The 18,171-nt window shown below is 40.9% G+C and carries 15 protein-coding genes and 1 tRNA gene; 7 read left to right on the forward strand and 9 right to left on the reverse strand.

Annotation, left to right across the window (positions count from 1 at the left end; translation table 11 throughout):
* Nucleotides 1–95: 95 nt before the first annotated feature.
* The 5 genes from V7K55_RS10630 (at nucleotide 96) to V7K55_RS10650 (ending at nucleotide 3,108) form a co-directional block, all read left to right on the forward strand.
* Entirely contained in the window at nucleotides 96–251 is a 156-nt protein-coding gene (locus V7K55_RS10630) for a DUF3285 domain-containing protein (RefSeq protein ID WP_094329633.1), read from the forward strand.
* Nucleotides 252–364: 113 nt separating this feature from the next.
* Nucleotides 365–892, forward strand: a complete 528-nt coding sequence (gene ybeY / locus V7K55_RS10635) for an rRNA maturation RNase YbeY (protein WP_334830974.1) — start codon at nucleotides 365–367, stop codon at nucleotides 890–892.
* Between the two features lie 152 nt (nucleotides 893–1,044).
* Nucleotides 1,045–1,500: a diacylglycerol kinase family protein gene (locus V7K55_RS10640; protein WP_334830945.1), complete on the forward strand. Its 456-nt coding sequence runs from the start codon at nucleotides 1,045–1,047 to the stop codon at nucleotides 1,498–1,500.
* Between the two features lie 237 nt (nucleotides 1,501–1,737).
* Entirely contained in the window at nucleotides 1,738–2,337 is a 600-nt protein-coding gene (locus V7K55_RS10645; protein WP_334830947.1) for an anthranilate synthase component II, read from the forward strand.
* Nucleotides 2,338–2,340: 3 nt separating this feature from the next.
* Entirely contained in the window at nucleotides 2,341–3,108 is a 768-nt protein-coding gene (locus V7K55_RS10650; RefSeq protein WP_334830949.1) for an MBL fold metallo-hydrolase, read from the forward strand.
* 68 nt (nucleotides 3,109–3,176) lie between these two features.
* On the opposite strand, the gene V7K55_RS10655 is transcribed toward V7K55_RS10650, so the two are convergent.
* Nucleotides 3,177–4,418, reverse strand: a complete 1,242-nt coding sequence (locus tag V7K55_RS10655; protein WP_334830951.1) for an FG-GAP repeat domain-containing protein — start codon at nucleotides 4,416–4,418, stop codon at nucleotides 3,177–3,179.
* A 939-nt stretch (nucleotides 4,419–5,357) separates the two neighbouring features.
* Between V7K55_RS10655 and V7K55_RS10660 the strand changes: the two genes are divergently transcribed.
* A complete protein-coding gene (locus V7K55_RS10660) occupies nucleotides 5,358–6,668 on the forward strand; it encodes an aminopeptidase P N-terminal domain-containing protein (protein ID WP_334830954.1) in 1,311 nt (436 codons plus the stop codon).
* 167 nt (nucleotides 6,669–6,835) lie between these two features.
* Here V7K55_RS10660 and V7K55_RS10665 read toward each other — a convergent pair whose 3' ends face one another.
* From V7K55_RS10665 to V7K55_RS10700, 8 genes are all read right to left on the reverse strand, one after another.
* Entirely contained in the window at nucleotides 6,836–7,126 is a 291-nt protein-coding gene (locus V7K55_RS10665) for a hypothetical protein (RefSeq protein ID WP_334830956.1), read from the reverse strand.
* A gap of 209 nt (nucleotides 7,127–7,335) precedes the next feature.
* Entirely contained in the window at nucleotides 7,336–9,222 is a 1,887-nt protein-coding gene (gene ftsH2, locus V7K55_RS10670) for an ATP-dependent zinc metalloprotease FtsH2 (protein ID WP_334830958.1), read from the reverse strand.
* Nucleotides 9,223–9,590: 368 nt separating this feature from the next.
* Nucleotides 9,591–10,085: a hypothetical protein gene (locus V7K55_RS10675; RefSeq protein WP_334830960.1), complete on the reverse strand. Its 495-nt coding sequence runs from the start codon at nucleotides 10,083–10,085 to the stop codon at nucleotides 9,591–9,593.
* Between the two features lie 220 nt (nucleotides 10,086–10,305).
* Nucleotides 10,306–11,751 (reverse strand): glutamate--tRNA ligase, encoded by a 1,446-nt coding sequence (gene gltX / locus V7K55_RS10680; protein ID WP_334830962.1) that lies wholly within the window; start codon nucleotides 11,749–11,751, stop codon nucleotides 10,306–10,308.
* A gap of 135 nt (nucleotides 11,752–11,886) precedes the next feature.
* Nucleotides 11,887–11,960, reverse strand: a tRNA-Asp gene (locus tag V7K55_RS10685).
* Between the two features lie 110 nt (nucleotides 11,961–12,070).
* A complete protein-coding gene (locus V7K55_RS10690; protein ID WP_334830964.1) occupies nucleotides 12,071–13,594 on the reverse strand; it encodes a serine/threonine protein kinase in 1,524 nt (507 codons plus the stop codon).
* A 102-nt stretch (nucleotides 13,595–13,696) separates the two neighbouring features.
* The gene (locus tag V7K55_RS10695; RefSeq protein ID WP_442949083.1) at nucleotides 13,697–15,319 is read right to left on the reverse strand and encodes a serine/threonine protein kinase; all 1,623 of its coding nucleotides are present in this window, start codon (nucleotides 15,317–15,319) and stop codon (nucleotides 13,697–13,699) included.
* Between the two features lie 286 nt (nucleotides 15,320–15,605).
* Nucleotides 15,606–16,790 (reverse strand): esterase-like activity of phytase family protein, encoded by a 1,185-nt coding sequence (locus V7K55_RS10700; protein WP_334830968.1) that lies wholly within the window; start codon nucleotides 16,788–16,790, stop codon nucleotides 15,606–15,608.
* Nucleotides 16,791–17,217: 427 nt separating this feature from the next.
* Between V7K55_RS10700 and rnhA the strand changes: the two genes are divergently transcribed.
* On the forward strand, nucleotides 17,218–18,126 hold the full coding sequence (gene rnhA / locus V7K55_RS10705; protein WP_334830970.1) for a ribonuclease HI: 909 nt from the start codon (nucleotides 17,218–17,220) through the stop codon (nucleotides 18,124–18,126).
* The last annotated feature ends 45 nt before the right edge of the window (nucleotides 18,127–18,171 follow it).

Below are 18,171 nucleotides of genomic sequence, written 5' to 3' on the forward strand. Positions count from 1 at the left end.
TGTTTTCGGAGAAATTCCTTAGCAATATGCAAGCGATCGCCATTCTATCCCAGACCAACTGTTACAGTTATAAAAGAGTCTGTAGACAAATAACTATGAGCAACTCTCCTTCAACAGAACCTCAACCTAGCTACGTAAAACTCGCCATGCGAAACATGGTGCGGAAGGGTGCAACTTCCCTAAAGCATTTTGGGTTGACTGCCGTAGGGCTTTTAGCTCTCCTTGTTGGTCTTGCTTACTTAACTCACTAAGCTATTACGCAACTGGTGAGGGTTGTCATTAGTCATTAGTCATTTATACTTCAAAGGACAGATGACCAATGACAAAGGACAGTCTTAGCGACAGACAAGGAGACTATGTGCCCCTGAGCGTTGAATTATATGTGGAGGATTCTTTTTACGATTTATCCTCGACAAAATCTGTAAAAATTGCGGATACCGATACCCGAATTCCTCATGAAACTTGGGAAAATTGGTTTAATCAGTGGTTGACAATACTTCACCCTCAAATTCCGCCAGCGCCAAGTTATGAAATTGGTTTGCGTTTGACAGATGACTCGCAAATTCAAGAACTGAATGCCCAGTATCGTCAACAAAATAAGCCCACAGACGTTTTAGCTTTTGCTGCTTTAGAAGTGGATTTTCCGCAAAATAAAGAAATGCTTGCTTCTGTGCCATTATACTTAGGTGATATTATCGTGTCTGTAGATACAGCACAGCATCAAGCTCAACAGATGGAACACAGCTTATCAACTGAGCTAGCCTGGTTAGCTACTCACGGTTTATTACACCTGTTGGGCTGGGATCATCCTGATGAGGAAAGTTTGGGGCGAATGTTAAAACAGCAAGTAAAATTGCTGAATGCAATAGGTATTGCTATTGACATAGAATAGCAATACCTATGTGTCCTTAATGTTAATTTTGGGTAATACTTTTATAATACTTCTGTGGAAAATTGCTTAAAGATTGCCTCAAAGTTAATTCTGCCATTAAGATCGGCGAATATTCCCACTGTAGCAACTCTATTTTTGTATTTTTTAAGTCTATGTCCCCAAAAATTTCTCCATCACCAACGCCTACCTCTTTTCAACCACTGGTGTCTAACGAACGGGAATTTTCCTGGAAAGTAGCCTCTAATTTATTTGTTAGTTTTAAATATGCCTGGGCTGGAATCAGCTATAGTTTTCGGACTCAACGGAATTTTCGCATCCACGTAAGTGTTTGTGCAATGGCGATCGGTTTAAGCCTTTTTTTGCATCTACAAGCCGTGGAGATAGCGGTAATTGGTATAACTAGTGGTTTAGTTTTGGCATTAGAGTTACTAAATACAGCGATCGAGTCCCTTGTAGACTTAACCGTTAAGCAGACGTACCATGAATTGGCAAAAATTGCTAAAGATTGTGCGGCTGGTGCAGTCCTTATCTCTGCCTTGGTAGCGGTGCTGGTAGCTGGTACGCTATTGCTCCCTCCTTTGGTAAAGTTAATTGTATCGACTTTGTAAATATGATTTGCGTCGGATAGCAAAAACCGTAGGCATCACCAAGTGACTTGGTAAGATAAATCGCACTCTACCCAATCCACTTTGGAGAAGACACTATAAGCAATTCAAAGTTTGAGAAGTGGCTGATCGTAGAGTAGCAGCTTCATATTTATACGTCTACATCAGCATTATTTCTAGACCTAGCGAACAAATAGCACGAGTAATCTTATGAGTGCTAAAAACCAGGAGTGATGAGCTTTGATTATAGTTATCGACAATTACGACAGTTTTACATATAACTTAGTGCAGTATCTGGGAGAATTGGCAGCAGAATTCTCAGTAGCAGATGATATTAAAGTTTTTCGTAATGACAAGATATCAATAGATGAGATTCGGGCATTGAAACCGGAAGCAGTGGTTATTTCTCCAGGGCCAGGTCGCCCAGAAGATGCTGGTATTTCCTTAGAATTGATTAAACAGCTAGGCCAAGAATTGCCAATCTTGGGTGTCTGTTTAGGACATCAAAGCATTGGTCAAGTATTCGGTGGTAAAATAATTCCTGCTCCAGAATTGATGCATGGCAAAACCTCTCAGGTATCTCATACTGGAGTGGGGGTTTTCCGGGGATTAGAAAATCCTCTAACCGCCACCAGGTATCATAGTTTGGTCATCGAACGTGAGACTTGCCCAGATGTGTTAGAAATCACCGCTTGGGTTGAAGATAACACCATTATGGGAGTGCGACACCGGAACTATCCTCACATTCAGGGAGTCCAGTTTCACCCAGAGAGTGTCCTGACATCTTCAGGAAAACAGTTATTGCGAAATTTTCTGGAACAGTTACAGTCGAGAACATAATTAATGAAACGACGACAATTGATGGGCTATGCTGGGGCGGGGTTGGCCACAGCTTTACTTACTACCTTGAGTTCTGAATCTCAAGCTGACGCACAATCTAGCAGTTTATCAGTTCAGTGGTTGGGTCATACTTGCTTTCTTTTTACTGGTGGTGGTGCAAAAATTCTTGTCAATCCATTTCGGACGGTTGGCTGTACTGCTAAGTATCGTCCACCAAAAGTTGCAGCAGATTTGGTACTGATTAGCAGTCAACTGCTGGATGAAGGTGCTGTAGACGTACTACCAGGAAATGCAAAACTTATCTACGAACCGGGAGTTTACGAGTTTAAAGGTATAAAGTTCCAAGGAATTGCTATAGACCACGATCGCAAAGGTGGTAAGCAGTTTGGTTCAAATACTGCTTGGAGTTGGAAGCAAGCCGGAATTAATATCCTACATTTAGGCGGAGCTGCTGCACCCATTTCCATCGAGCAAAAAATCTTGATGGGACGGCCCGATGTAGTATTTGTTCCAGTGGGAGGCAGTGGAAAAGCCTACAATGCTCAGGAAGCAAAGCAGGCTATTCAAGTATTAAATCCCAAGCTGGTGATTCCAACCCATTATCGGACACAGGCGGCTGATGCTGCTAAGTGCGATATTTCACCACTTGATGATTTTTTAACCTTAATGCAAGGTACGCCAGTCCGGCGTAGCAGTGGAGATAGTATTTCCATTAGCTCTGGTAAATTGCCAGAAAATGTGGAAATTCAGGTTTTGACTTACAAGTTTTAATTGTTAGGAGACGAGGGAGCAGGAGAAAGAACTCCTAACTCCTAACTCCTAACTCCTACTTCTAACTTTTAGAACGTATACCACTGTCCACCAAGCTTATCTGCGTCGCCGATGGGATTCCTAATTGCTGTTGTCCCATCTATAGTCCAAATTTTGTCTGAACCTGCTGTCTGATCGCGCCAGTAGATATCGGTCTTACCATCGCCGTTGAAGTCGCCAAGGGATGGTGTCAAGGCCGCATTATTAGTTGGTAAGAAAGCTTCAGTAGCAACTGTTGTACCATCCATCAACCAAGCGGTGTTTGCACCAGTTGTGCCATTGTGCCAGAAGATATCAGTCTTACCATCACCGTTGAAATCACCAATTTTGGAAGTCCAGGATGAGTCAAGTGTTCCTAAAGCCCCTTCTGTGACTAAGATCCCATTCATCGTCCAAACCTTGTTCTCACCGGTTTGAGCGTTTCTCCACAGAATGTCGGTCTTATAGTCGCCGTTGAAATCACCAAGGCTAGCAGTCCAGGCTGCATCTTGTGATTGGAGGGCAAACTCAGTCTTTTGCGTACCATCCATAAACCAAGCGGTGTTATCGCCAGTTGTGGCATTGCGCCAGAAGATATCACTCTTGCCATTGCCGTCGAAATCAACAATGGTAGGAGTTAGTGCTGCGTCTGTAGTATCTAGAACAGTTGCACTCAGAACTGTAGTACCATCCATCTCCCAAATAGCGTTCTCACCGGTCGTACTATTATGCCAGAAGATATCGGTTTTGCGATCGCCGTTAAAATCCCCAATCTGAGGAGTCCAAGCTGGATCAACGCTAGTTAGAGCAGCCGCAGTCGCAACTTTGGTTCCATCCATCAGCACAATGCTATTCTCACCGGTTGTCTTATTCCGTAATAAGAAGTCGGTTTTGCCATCAGCGTTAAAGTCAGCAATTTTGTAATCATAGGCTGATAGGTCATATTGACCCAGAGAACCCTGTTCAAGAACTTTTGTGCCATCCATCAACCGAATGATAATCTCACCGGTTGTAGAATCGACCCAGACTTTATCTGTTTTGCCATCACCATTGAAGTCAGGAGTAATCGCTGCACTGGTTAGGTAAGGATTAGGATTGGGATTTGATGATGTTTTGACAGGCTGGGTAGCTGGTTGATTTTGTAGTGCATAGGAGGAACTCTTACCCCCAAATCCCAAATCATAATTTAAATTCTCAAAAGAAGATGTCAAGATTTCTGATTTTTTGAAAGAGTCTGATGCCCATCCAGATGTATTTAAAGATAAGGGTGAGGAATTTGTATTTGCAGGCATGGTGTATTTTTATGATTGGTTGTCATATTCTTTTAACTTTTTTTTGAAATACTTTTCTGTAACGAAATAACATTTACTAATTTTTCAATATTTATTTATAACCATTTATTTTTTATAAATGTCAGTCTTTTAAGATAAATATATGTTTTTTTAAAACGATGCTAATAAATTTTCCAGTCTTATATAAACAATTAAAAAATGTTTTACTGTATTTTATGTACATATAAATCTATAGGAGTCCTATTTGATTTTTGAACAAAGTTAGGTATGTAGGGTGTGTTATAACGAAGTTCCTAACGCACCACTATCAACGGTTTGGTGCGCTAACACAACGCCAGGTCGCTCAAGTCAGGAAACCCGCCCACGCGACTGGCTCCCCTACTTATCTTTTCAGAAATCAAACCGGATTCCTATAGTTTTGTTTCTAATAAGCATGTTGAGACTAAAATATTAAATACTTTCTCTAAATAAGTTCCTTAAATCCAACCAAGTCATATATGATGATTTGTAGATATTTCAGTCATGATATCGATGTTTTGTGATATTTAAATATAGTTAAGTAGTCATACGAACAACATCTACACTAACTATCTATTGGTTACATAAGCGATCGTTTTTTGTTGGGGGTTGAGTAGACATAGTTTTTACAGTGTGTTTTTGAATTTATTAACTAACATAATTTAAATAAGATAGACGAGTAAAAAATTATTTTATGAATATCGTAAAATATTCGATAACAACAAGATTTTTGAGTTATTTAAAACTGAGAAAATCTGAGTTTTTCAAGAGAATTGATTATTTTTCAATGATTTATAATTTGAGTGGAAACAAATATTGGTTAGAATAACTTAGATTAGCAACTACCGAAAAGCCCAAACTGTGCGATCGCTGGTTGCCAAAAGTGTAAAATAACACAATACTTTAATACATACATCAGCTATGCAAGCAGAATATCGGCAGCGTCGTGAGCAGTTAATGGCAAAAATTGGTGATGGCACAGCTATTTTTCGCAGTGCGCCAATGGCAGTGATGCACAACGATGTCGAGTATGTTTATCGCCAAGACAGTGATTTTTTCTACCTGACTGGTTTTAACGAACCAGAGGCAGTAGCAGTGTTAGCGCCGCATCATTCAGAACATCGGTTTGTGCTGTTTGTCCAACCGAAGGATCGCGAAAAGGAAGTATGGACTGGTTATCTTTCTGGGGTAGATGCAGCCAAGGAAATGTATGGTGCTGATGAAGCGTACCCCATTAATGAGTTAGATGAAAAGTTGCCTCAGTATTTAGAAAAAGCCAGCCGCATTTACTATCACTTAGGACGCGATCGCAGTTTCAACGACCAAATCCTTACACATTACCAAAGTTTACTGCGGACTTACCCTAAACGCGGTACTGGGCCGATCGCTATTGAAGATACTGGCCCTGTCCTCAACAGCATGAGACTAATTAAAAGTGAAGCTGAATTGGGGTTAATGCGTCAAGCGGTGGCGATCGCAGTCGAAGCACACAATTATGCTCAAGAAATCGCCGCACCTGGACGTTATGAGTATGAAATTCAAGCGGAGATGGAACGCATATTTCGAGTCCGGGGTGGAATGGGGCCAGCTTATCCTTCGATTGTGGCTTCTGGAGTGAATGCTTGCGTACTCCACTACATTGAAAATAATCGTCAAATGCAGGATGGAGAATTACTACTAATTGATGCCGGTTGTGCTTACGGTTATTACAACTCAGATATTACCAGGACATTTCCTGTGGGGGGTAAATTTACGCCTGAACAGAAGACACTGTATGAGATTGTTTTAGAGGCGCAAAAACAAGCGATCGCTCAAATTAAACCAGGTAATCCCTTTAAATTAGTTCACGATACAGCAGTGCGTGTTATCACTGAAGGTTTAATTGAACTTGGCATCCTCAAAGGTGAAATTGATAAGTTAATTGAAGAAGAGAAATATAAACCATATTATATGCACCGCACCAGTCATTGGTTAGGTTTGGATGTTCATGATGTGGGAGTTTACCAGCACGGTGAAGATAAACCACAGATTTTACAACCAGGTCAAATTTTGACAGTGGAACCGGGACTATATATTGTGCCAGATACCAAACTAGCAGAAGACCAGCCAGAGACTGATTCTCGATGGGTTGGCATTGGTATTCGCATTGAGGATGATGTGTTAGTTACATCTGATGGACATGAAGTATTAACTGCGGGGGTTCCCAAGGCAGTAGATGAAGTGGAAAGATAAAAAAGGGGAAAGAGGAGCTAATTTCAAAACCTCTCTCTCAGATTGGGAGATGTTAGAAAACTCGGCTTCAACAAAGTAAGTTGGGGTAGTTTATGTAATTGAAAATCGGGCTTAATCTGTGCGCTCGTCACTTTTGGCACTAGGATCAATAGCTGAAAGTTATTAAATCAAGAACAACCCTCGACATATTCAACTTCAGGTAGTTTACCTGAGCGAAACTCAGTCACAAGCTTACCATCAGTCTCGAAGACAAGGCGATAGTTCCGATCGGCACGGTCTTTCGGGATAAATGTTAAGTAATGTCCACCTTGGACGTATTTATGAGGTGTGACTTTAATTTGTCCTGAATAGAGAGACTTGATTTGCGCTTCGGTGTCACCAATTTTTGCACCTTTGAGGGTAGTAATCTGGGTATTTTGCTGCACATCGACTCTAGAAATGCGACCTTTTGTAACCATGAAAGAAAGATTTTTGGGTTGGTTTTGTGGCTTAACATAGTAGCATTCGTACATACTAGAGATTTTTACTTAGCATGACGCAATTTGAACTTTTCTTATTTCATAAACTACAAAATTTCACATAAAAAATGAGGATGATACACACCATCCTCATTTATTTTTTACTTATTTTCTCATTCCCAGACAAAAGGCTGGAAATAATTCAGTTACTACAGTTGCGGTACATACTGCTGCTTCTCAGGAACTTCAGCGTACTCAGCCACAATCTGACGGAATTCTTCGCCGTCGATGGTTTCTTTTTCGATGAGCAAATCGACTAAGCGATCGGTGACAGTGCGATGCTCGCGGACAATCTTCTTCGCGTTTTCGTAGCATTCTTCCACGATCGCTCTAACTTGTCCATCAATGCGAGAAGCGATGGATTCAGAATACTCAGATCGGGTTGTCCAGTCACGACCCAAGAAAACTTCACCCTGCTGGCTTTCCAATGAAAGTGGCCCTAAATCGGACATCCCGAACCGAGTTACCATCTGCCGTGCCATTCCTGATAACTGCTGCAAGTCTCCGCCAGCGCCAGTTGTAACTTCAGCAGCCCCAAAAATCACCTCTTCGGCGGCGCGACCACCCAAAGCACCAGTAATCCTAGCTTTCAACTGAGAACGAGAAATTAAGCCTTGTTCTTCGTTGGGAGTAAACCAAGTCAAACCCTGTGCTTGTCCCCGTGGAATTAAGGTAACTTTCTGCACTGGGTCATGGTCTTTTAACAAAGTCCCAACTAAAGCGTGTCCGATTTCATGGTAGGCAATTAAGCGCTTGCTCTTGCTATCTACCAAAGGAGTGCCTTCCATACCAGCAACTACCCGATCCACCGCATCATCAACTTCGCGGAGGGTGATAGCTTCTTTGCGTCTTCTAGCAGTCAAAATTGCCGCTTCGTTGAGCAAGTTGGCTAAATCAGCACCAGTAAATCCAGGAGTGCGGCGAGCGATCGCATCAAGAGATACACTAGCGTCTAGTTTCTTGTTCCGCGCATGGACTTGCAAGATTTCCAAACGCCCTTTGATATCGGGTGCATCGACTGTTACTTGTCTGTCAAAGCGACCGGGACGCAACAAAGCTGAGTCTAGTACGTCGGGACGGTTGGTAGCAGCAATAATAATGATGCCTGTGTTACCTTCAAACCCGTCCATCTCGGTAAGCAACTGGTTGAGGGTTTGCTCTCTCTCGTCGTTACCGCCACCGATACCAGCGCCCCGTTGCCGTCCTACTGCATCGATTTCATCGATGAAGATAATACAAGGGGCGTTGTCTTTGGCTTTCTTGAACAAATCACGGACGCGGGATGCACCCACACCAACGAACATTTCTACAAATTCCGAACCGGAAATACTAAAGAAAGGTACGCCTGCTTCGCCAGCGATCGCTTTTGCTAGTAAAGTTTTACCAGTTCCTGGAGGCCCAACTAACAGCACTCCCTTGGGAATCCGTGCGCCTACAGCAGTAAATCTTTCTGGCTGCTTCAGGAAGGTGACAACTTCTTGTAGTTCTTCCTTAGCTTCTTCAATCCCGGCTACGTCATCAAATTTGACTCCGGTTTTCGCTTCCATTTGGAAACGCGCCTTGGATTTGCCGAAGTTCATTGCTTGACCTGGCCCGCCAGGGAGGTTGCTAGAACGCCGGAACAAAAAGAACAGCCCGGTAATCAATAAAACTGGAAACACGAGATTACCCAACAATCCCCAGATTGCGCCATCATTCCGCATGGGGTGAGCATCAAAACTAATATCTTTTTCTTTGAGCTTGCTAATTAACTCAGGAGCGTTAATAGGCAAATCTACCCGCCACCTTTGGACACGATTTTCGATATCTGGATCGCGGGCTTCGATAATAGCTGTTCTACCACCTTCGTACAGATCTACACTGCTGACGCGATCGCCGTCCAAGTATTCTAGAAAGCGACCATAAGTCATGCGGGTATTGGCTGTATTCTTGTTCATGTCAGTAGGAGCGCCTGCAAAAGCCCCCTGCCAGAAGAAAAAGCCAATTACCAAAGCCGGCAATGTCCAGAGTACTACGACTTTCCAAGAGAATTTCATCTTAATTTGCCTCTAGATGCCTATACAACTCGTTAGCCTGAGCAACCGAATGTTAATCACTCTGTCACTCTAAGCTGTTAAACGGATGCCTATAAATCCATTTTGTTTAATTTGATCTCTTATATGCACTGCCATAAGGCAATAAGAGCATTATGGCAATGCCAACAAGAATCTTAATCAAAGTTAACTTAATTTTAATACAATATCGCACGAGAAAAGGGAGCGCAACAGGATGCAAAGCCACAGAGAATTTATCCAGAAGGCTCCTCATGTCCTTTCAACCCCTCACAATCATCATATTTAGGGGTAGAGACGCGATTAATCGCGTTTCTACAGAAGCAATTGATTATTGCCCTATTCCCCATTCCCTACTTAACTTCTGTAATTTTTAGAGTGTAAGGAAGGTACTTACCTTTTTCGTAGGAACCAACCCAAATTTGGTAACTTCCAGCCAGCCATTCACCAATAATGCCAGCATTTTTGCCATCAAAATCATCATTGCACCAAGTACCACCCGGCCCCTTAATAACGATCGTGGTGTCTTCAGGACTTTGGACTTGCAACTTCAGGTAGTCAAATTTACTTGTTAGTGCTAATGTGTGGTCTGGTGTTTCATCAACAAATCCGGTACAAGGGCCAGTGGCTGTTTCGATTCTCCCACCGACTTTACTCCCAGATATTGAACCACCACTCATCCCGCGAACTGTCAAGGGGTCTGGCGAAAACTGAGGGCTAATGGTGACATCTCCAAATATCGTTGGCGTTTCCTGAGCATCCGTCACAGCGTTAACTGTCGATGTGATGAAGAGCGTAACTATCATCAACGATAATCTCATCCCTCTATTGAGCGCTTTTGTCGGCATTGTAATTACGTTCGCTTCTAAGTGTTTCTGAAGACATGAATTTTACACACCAAGTTCCCAACATGAGGAGAATTGACTACCTATTTTAGATTTAAAATTAAGGATAATTCATTAGTAATTAGTCAATGATTTTTTGTTCTTATAGTTGCTCTAGCTTATGGATAGGGGCGCAGGTTTGTGCGCCCCTAAATAAAATATTTCTAAAATCTGGAGGTAATTGCTAATTAGCTTCTGTTATTGCTCTATTCAAACGCGACTTGTCTAAACCAATCTGATTTAGTAGTAACCAAGATTGAATGAGGTCGGGGCCATGAACATCTCCAGTTAAGGCTGCTCGGAGCGATCGCATCACCAAGCCTTTTTTGACTTTTTGCTCTTTCACCACTTGTTTAATAATATCCTGGGCGGCGGCTTCCGACAGTTGCGGCTGATTTTCTAAAGCTGTAACAATCGCCTCAAGGACAGCAGTAGAACCTTCTTGTTTCAGTTGCGTACTACCTTCTTCGCTAAATTCAACCGTGTCGCTAAAAAACAGTTGGCTTTGAGCTACTGCATCTACTAAACGAGTCAAACTCTGGCTAATTAAAGTTACAAGCTGTTCTAACCAGGCGCGATCTCTTCCACCATCAAATTTATACCCACCCGCTTCCCAAAAGGGTATGAGTAAATCTGTGAGTTTATCTACTGGCGTATTGTGGAGATACTGACTGTTCAACCAATCTAGCTTGTCCCAGTCAAACTTTGCACCCGCTTTATTTACCCGTTCAAAGCCAAACTCCTTAGCTGCTGTTTCTAAGGTAAATATTTCTTGAGTTGAATCTGGTGGCGACCAACCGAGCAATGTCATGTAATTCACCAAGCCTTCAGGAGTAAAGCCCATTTTCTGAAATTCAGAAATAGAAGTAACACCATCTCGCTTAGAAAGCTTGCGTCCTTCCATATTCAAAATTAGCGGTGTGTGGGAAAACTCTGGGATTATTGCACCCATTGCTTCATACAGCAGAATTTGCTTGGCGGTATTGGCGATGTGATCTTCTCCGCGAATGACATGAGTGATTTGCATGTCGATGTCATCCACTACAACGACAAAGTTGTATAGAGGTTGACCGCTACCCTCTTCTGAGGCGCGGGCGATAACCATATCACCACCTAAATCGCTACCTCGCCAAGACATTTTTCCTCTTACTAGGTCGTTCCAGACAATTTCCCGCCCATCTTCGATTTTGAAGCGAATTACAGAAGAACGACCTTCTGCTTCAAAAGCTGCGCGTTGTTCTGGGGTGAGGTTGCGGTGACGGTTATCGTAGCGGGGAGCTTCGCCTCTAGCTTTTTGGGCTTCTCTTAGCGCATCTAGTTCTTCGGAAGTAGTGTAGCAGCGATAGGCTAATCCTTGATTTAGCAGTTTTTGTACTGCTTCTTTATAAAGATCCAGGCGTTGAGATTGGAAAAATGGCCCTTCATCCCAGTTCAGTCCCAGCCAACGCAATCCTTCAAGAATATTGTCGGTGTATTCGGGACGCGATCGCTCTAGGTCTGTATCTTCTATTCGCAGAATAAATTTCCCGCCGTGGTGACGGGCAAATAGCCAGTTAAATACAGCCGTTCTAGCTGTACCAATATGTAAATTTCCGGTTGGACTCGGCGCAATACGGACTCTAACAGTCACAGTTAATTCTCTCTTTTGCAAAGCATGATAAATGTAGCTTATATTCAAACCCTGAATTCTGAGTCAATCCCTTTGAATTCAAAATCCAAAATCACCGAAGTTTATTTCGGTGATTCACTATCTATAAATTTATAACGGGACTGACGGGGCTCGAACCCGCAACTTCCGCCGTGACAGGGCGGTGCTCTAACCAATTGAACTACAGTCCCTTGTTTGTCAACTTTGCTATTATCACTATTTTTTTCTAACTTGTCAAGTGTTTTTGAGTGGGAAATTAAGAATCATTTTTGCCCCGTCTCTCTCAGGTGCGAATTTACCGTTAAAACCTTGATAAAACAACCTGGGGCTTGGATTCCAGATGTTGCAATATCCGGGATTGCATTTGTTTATACTGCTGTTTTAATAGCTGTTTGCTCAATTGGGGCTGAGAAGTTGGTGGTAGACAATGAGCCTGTTGCACCCAGGTTTTCAACATTTGTCGCTGAGTTAGTTCAATAGGACTGCTGAGAACGCAGGTACAGGAATGTGGTGCTTGCAGAGTAAAGAAAATCAAAGGATAGTGTTCATTTTCAGCCAGCAAACTCACCAGTTTAAGATTTTGAGGATTTTGCATATCTAGGTAGCACGGTAGCCACTTAGGAGCCAATTGCCGATTGTAGAGTACAGTCACCCACAACAGCATTGGGTGAGGGGATGTCATGAAGATAAACTGGTTATAACGGTTAGAAACCGTATAGTTTTTGATTTCTTGTTTAGGTAACATTAACCATAGTGCTGTTATAGATCCTTGTGGAGTATCTATAAGCTGGGGAAAAACAATTTCTTGAGTTGGTTTATTTTGAGGCCACAAAAGTTGCCGACAGCTTTGTTCTACTGTGATTGCTAATCCCGAATCTAAGGGACGACTAAGGATAGAATTAGAAGCTAAATCTGTAGGTAAGCCAGGACAATCTGACTGTTCTAAACTATTTAATACTTGCAAAATTTGAGCGATATTTTGTGGGCGATCGCTTGCCTTTTTTGCAAGACAAGACATAATTAAATTATTTAGCTTCTGAGGTATTTTCAGAGTAGGTTTAACATCTGCGATCGTTTTTGGTGCTTCAAAGTGATGTGCTTTATACCAAGCACCAAAGTAATCCGTTTCGGGTTCCCAGGGTTTTTTCCCTGTGAGCATTTCAAACATCATTGCACCCAGACTGTAAATATCAGAACGACTATCTAATTTTTCCCCATCTAGCTGTTCTGGAGAACAGTAAGGCAAAGTGCCATTAAATCCTCTACTTGTGCTGGCTGTTGATGCGTAATTTAAAAATCTAGCAATTCCAAAATCGAGGATTTTAACTAACTGACCCAATATTGGATCGGGAATAACTAATATATTGGCAGGCTTTATATCTCGATGAACTAACGGACAAATTTTTCCATCAATATTAATACCTTGATGGGCGCACTGTAAGCCTAAACAAATTTGGCGAGAGAGAGTCAAAAACATCGATAATGGTAGCGGAATTAAATCTTTTAAACTCTTACCACTTAGATATTCCATGACATAATATGGTTTTCCTTTTTCATTTACACCATAATCATACGCCCGCACTATATGTAAGCTCTTTTGACTCAAAGCCGCACTCATTAAAGCTTCACGAGCAAAATCTTGTTGCATCTTGCTATCGACAACAGTCTGAGTCAAAAACTTGATAGCAACTGGTATACCTCCTAACAAAATATCATTTGCTAAGAAAACTTCACCCATACCACCGCTACCAATTAATTGCTTGAGTTGATAACGATTAGCAAGCAAGCCCGTACTATTTGGAGATATAAATGGGCTTTGATTCACTTTATTCACCTCTGCTACTGAGTCTATTTAAAGATAGCAATACACACATAAGAATATGCTTAGGTAATGGTGGTAAGCTTTTTGATTTTGAGCCGCAAACTTTCAAGAATGTGATAAAAGCTTAAAAAAAATCTCCAAAAATTTAGCCATCCAATTTTTTAAACCTTCTTTCTCAGCTTTTTGATCTGCGGCTAACTTTTGTAAAATGTCTAATTTCAATTTGTCGTACTCTGTTTTTAGAAGAGTTTTAGCTTGATTAGACAAAATTAATTCATTTGACTGTTGACTCATATCTAGCCAATCTAGAAGTTGCTGGCGCTGATTGGCTGTGAGGCTTAAAGTCGTTACATGAGAGCAACGGTTTGGATCTTCTAGGGGAAAAAATAGTAGATGATAATATCCTACCTCTGCTAAACTTCGTGCTATGTTCTGCCCTTTATTATCTTTCAAATCTAGAAAATAAGGTAGCCACTTAGTCATAGAAGGCTGGGCATTGTATAGGACTGTTACCCACAATAGCATCGGGTACACGTTAATTTGACTAATAAATTCAGTGCCATGTACTTTATCCAAAAATTTTGTAATTTCTTGTTTGGGCAACATTGCCCAAAAAGTTGGTATAGGTCTTTGAGGAGTTTGTAGTAAATGGGGAAAACCAATCGCACCAATTGGCTTATTTTTAGGCCAGTTTTTCTGCAAACACTCTTGTTCTGACAATAAAGTTGCAGGGACTAATTGAACCGGAAGTGAGAGTTTAATAATCTCACTACTCTTGTTAGGAATAACATCCTTAATCTGATTATTAACCTTTTCTAATTCTTCTAATATTTGGTTAATATTTTGCGGGCGATCGCTTACTTCTTTCGCTAAACAACTCATCAATAATTTTTCTAATCCTTGCGGTATTTTAACTTGCGGATTCACTTCTTCAACTGTAGGTGGCAGTTGAAAGCGATGCGCTTGATACCAAGTACCAAAAGAGTTACTTTTTGTCTGAAATGGATGTTTTCCTGTCAGCATTTCAAACATTAGTACTCCCAAACTATAAATATCAGAGCGTACATCTAGCAATTTACGCCCTTCCATGTGTTCTGGAGAACAGTAAGGTAAACTGCCAATAAAAGAATCTGTCAGAGTCATCCCACTTCGTTCTGTTAAAAATTTGGCAATGCCAAAATCTAGTATTTTAACAATTTCTCCTTGTTTACTATCTTCGCTAAGGAATATATTTTCGGGTTTTATATCTCTGTGAACAATGGGATAAATCTCTCCTTTGAGGCTGATACCTTGGTGGGCGCATTGTAAGCCTAAACAAATTTGATTACAAATCTCCAAAAACTTGGGTATTGTTAAGGGTTTAATTTTGAGAATTTGTTTGAGATTTTTTCCTTGAAGGTATTCCATTACAAAAAAAGGGGTTTTATCTTCAGTAACGCCATAACTTAAAATGCGAACAATATGTTTACTTTTACGCCCCAATTGAGCGCCAATAAAAATTTCTCTGGCAAAGCGTTGGGACATTTGCTGATTTGCCAAACTGAGTGATAAAATTTTGATTGCGATCGGCATAGCACCTTTAGCACTATCTTCTGCTAAATAAACTCTCCCCATCCCCCCTTTACCGATCAAATCCCTGATTAAATAGCGATTATTTAAAAATTGCCCAATATAATCGTCTAATTCTGCTTTTTGCCCTACCATATTCTCAGTTTTTTTTTGTGGCATAAAAATCATTTATGAAAAATATTGTTGGCAAATTACTTTAATAAGTATAGTTAGGCACTAATTTAAATCTAAAAAATATCATAATTTGTAGGAGATTAATCATCCACCACCATCAAGGTTAATCTGTCTGCAAAATTTCCTAAACATTATGTAACATATTTATTAAGGAATACGGCTGAGAAATTACACGGAAACTATGAATAGGCTAGATAAAGTTGCCTAATAGATTCCGTGAATACACAGGAGAATAAGTAAATAGTATTAAAGGTGCGATATCTCTGTACAGTTAGCGGTTGAGATTCGGTAGTAATCGCCGAATTAATCTACTCAGTGGTGTTTCAATTTTCATTTTGAAGGCTAGTATTTGAGTTCGTTGCAGTGAGTTAAAATTGTTATCACTGACAAGAATTAATGATTGTTGACCATCGGGTAGTTTGGGGCCAAGAGTTAAGCCTTCAATGTTGTCTAGCAGTACATCTAGGCTTCTCAAATCTAACAGTAGTTTTTTATGAACTGGTTTAATATTTTTCGAGTCAACTGCTAAAAGGCTATCAATATTGTGAATATCATCAGATCCTTCTAAAGAAACTTGAAACAAGGAAATAGCAAATCCTAAACCAGTAAAAGACCGTTCTAAAGTTACGAAGTTTCCTTGATTATCGAGAGCAAGTAAATCAGGTAATCCACTAGCGAATTTGCCAGTCAGATTTAAAAATGGTGATACGGCTTCTGTTTGGTAAAGGAATTCTTTTTCTGGCTGGTTATTAAGCAAGTTATATTGCAAAATGCGGCAAGGACTACCGATGTGAGGTTTGGCGGCAATACCATCTTGAATTAAAGCATTTTCAGTGGCTGTAAATAGATGGTTTTTATCGGGTGTGATAGTAAGGCTTTCAAAAGCTAAATTGTTGCGGATACCTTGTTTACCACTTTTATCTGGCAAAAATTTGTTTGGGATGGTAAATGTTGTAATTTCTTTGCCAGAAGATAGTGAAAACTCTTTAATAAAAGGATTAATTAGTTTTGCTGCATCTCCTTCAGAAGAAATAAATACAGTTGATTTATTAGTTAAGGCAATACCTTCTGTATCAGTTTCACCAGGGCGAAATATTTGACCCTTGTCATTTAATAATGTGGTAACATTGACAGGAATAACTCCACCTTTTTGCAGATAACCCTTACTTAAGTCTATTTTCAGGGTGTAGAAACGGGCAGCAGCTTTTTGTCCCCGATCGTCAGAAATAGCATAATAAAGGTTATTTTTTGCATTATATGTAATTCCAGATAAACCGCCTAATTCAGTTTTTTTTAAAATTAAACCTTTGGGCAAAGTGGCTTCACCAATAAACTCTATGCTACTAATTTCAACAGAATTTAACGATAATTTATTAAATAAAAAAATGATGCCTAAAACTATAACTGATAATAAAAATATTCGTAGAATAGGGGAGATTTTTTTAATTATTTGCATAGATGTTTTTGTTAAAGTTTGAATACAATCTTGATTTTAGTGTCGTAACAGAAGAGGAGTGCTATAGGAATCATGCAAATATAAACAGATTACATCAACCTTAGCCCCTACTTAACCCGACTGCAAAGCAAAATTTAATTAGTGCAATTTAAGGTAGTATTCACACTTGCCAAGCAAAAAGCGATCGCAACATAGAAAACATTCATCAGTAACGCAGATATGGGGTTAGTAGCCAGCCAAATAGGATCTTCAGTGTTGGTTGCTCAATACCCACTACAATAGCCAAACACCATTTTTCGTCACAACAGCCTTCTAATGGAGCGTTGTTGCTGGAGTGCGAATCGGTATAATAGCCTGGATATTCTTTAAAAAATTCGCAGCTAATCACTCTTGCCTTAGCGTCCTTTGCGGTTCGATATTCTAAACCATGTCCACTCAACCTATAATCCAAAGCATATATACCGATGGCGCTTGTACCGGGAACCCTGGCCCTGGCGGTTGGGGAGTTGTCGTCTACTTCAGCGATGGCTCAATCCACGAAATGGGCGATGCATCCTCTCATAGCACCAATAATAAAATGGAAATGCAAGCTGCGATCGCAGCCCTCCAATTCCTGCAAACATCTCAACAAGCTGAACCAATTACGCTCCATACCGATAGTGAATACCTGATTAACTGCGTTACCAAGTGGGTGAAAGGCTGGAAAAAGAAAGGCTGGAAAAAGTCAGATGGTAAACCCGTCCAAAACCAAGAGCTTTTGGAAACTCTTGATGAACTCAATACCCAACAGGTAAAATGGCAACACGTCCGGGGACATTCTGGTAACATAGGTAACGAACGTTGTGATGCGATCGCTCGCACTTATGCCAGTGGCAAAATCCCTTCCCTACAACAACTAACTCCTGCAAATTTTTATCAATCTTTACCTTCCACAAATGAACTAAATGTAGCAAAAGTAGCTGATTATGAAAAAAAGTCTCGAATAATTAACCAAAATCTGCAAGAAATCAGTACTTCTGCACCACAAATAACCGTTATGGAACCATCAACTGGGCCAAGTGCGGCCGCAATCGAAGAAAAACCTCCAGAAATGAGGGTTTTGCAACTCCGCAGCTTGGTCGAAACTCTGCATATCGCTGACGAAATTTCAGAAAAAGGCTACTTAATCACCAGTTCTGAGTTAGCAGACTTGATGGATGTCCACGCCAGCGCTGTTACCAGTCGGGGAGATCAATGGCGCTGGCGAAACTGGATAGTGTCACGGGTACGCCGTGAAGGAAATCAAATTCTTTGGGAACTGGAACGTGGGGATCAAGTAGGAGGTGAAGAGGAGTAGAAAATGGGGACTGGGGACTGGGGACTGGGGACTGGGGACTGAATT

It is taken from the genome of Nostoc sp. (assembly GCF_036919895.1).
Taxonomy (GTDB): Bacteria; Cyanobacteriota; Cyanobacteriia; order Cyanobacteriales; family Nostocaceae; genus Nostoc.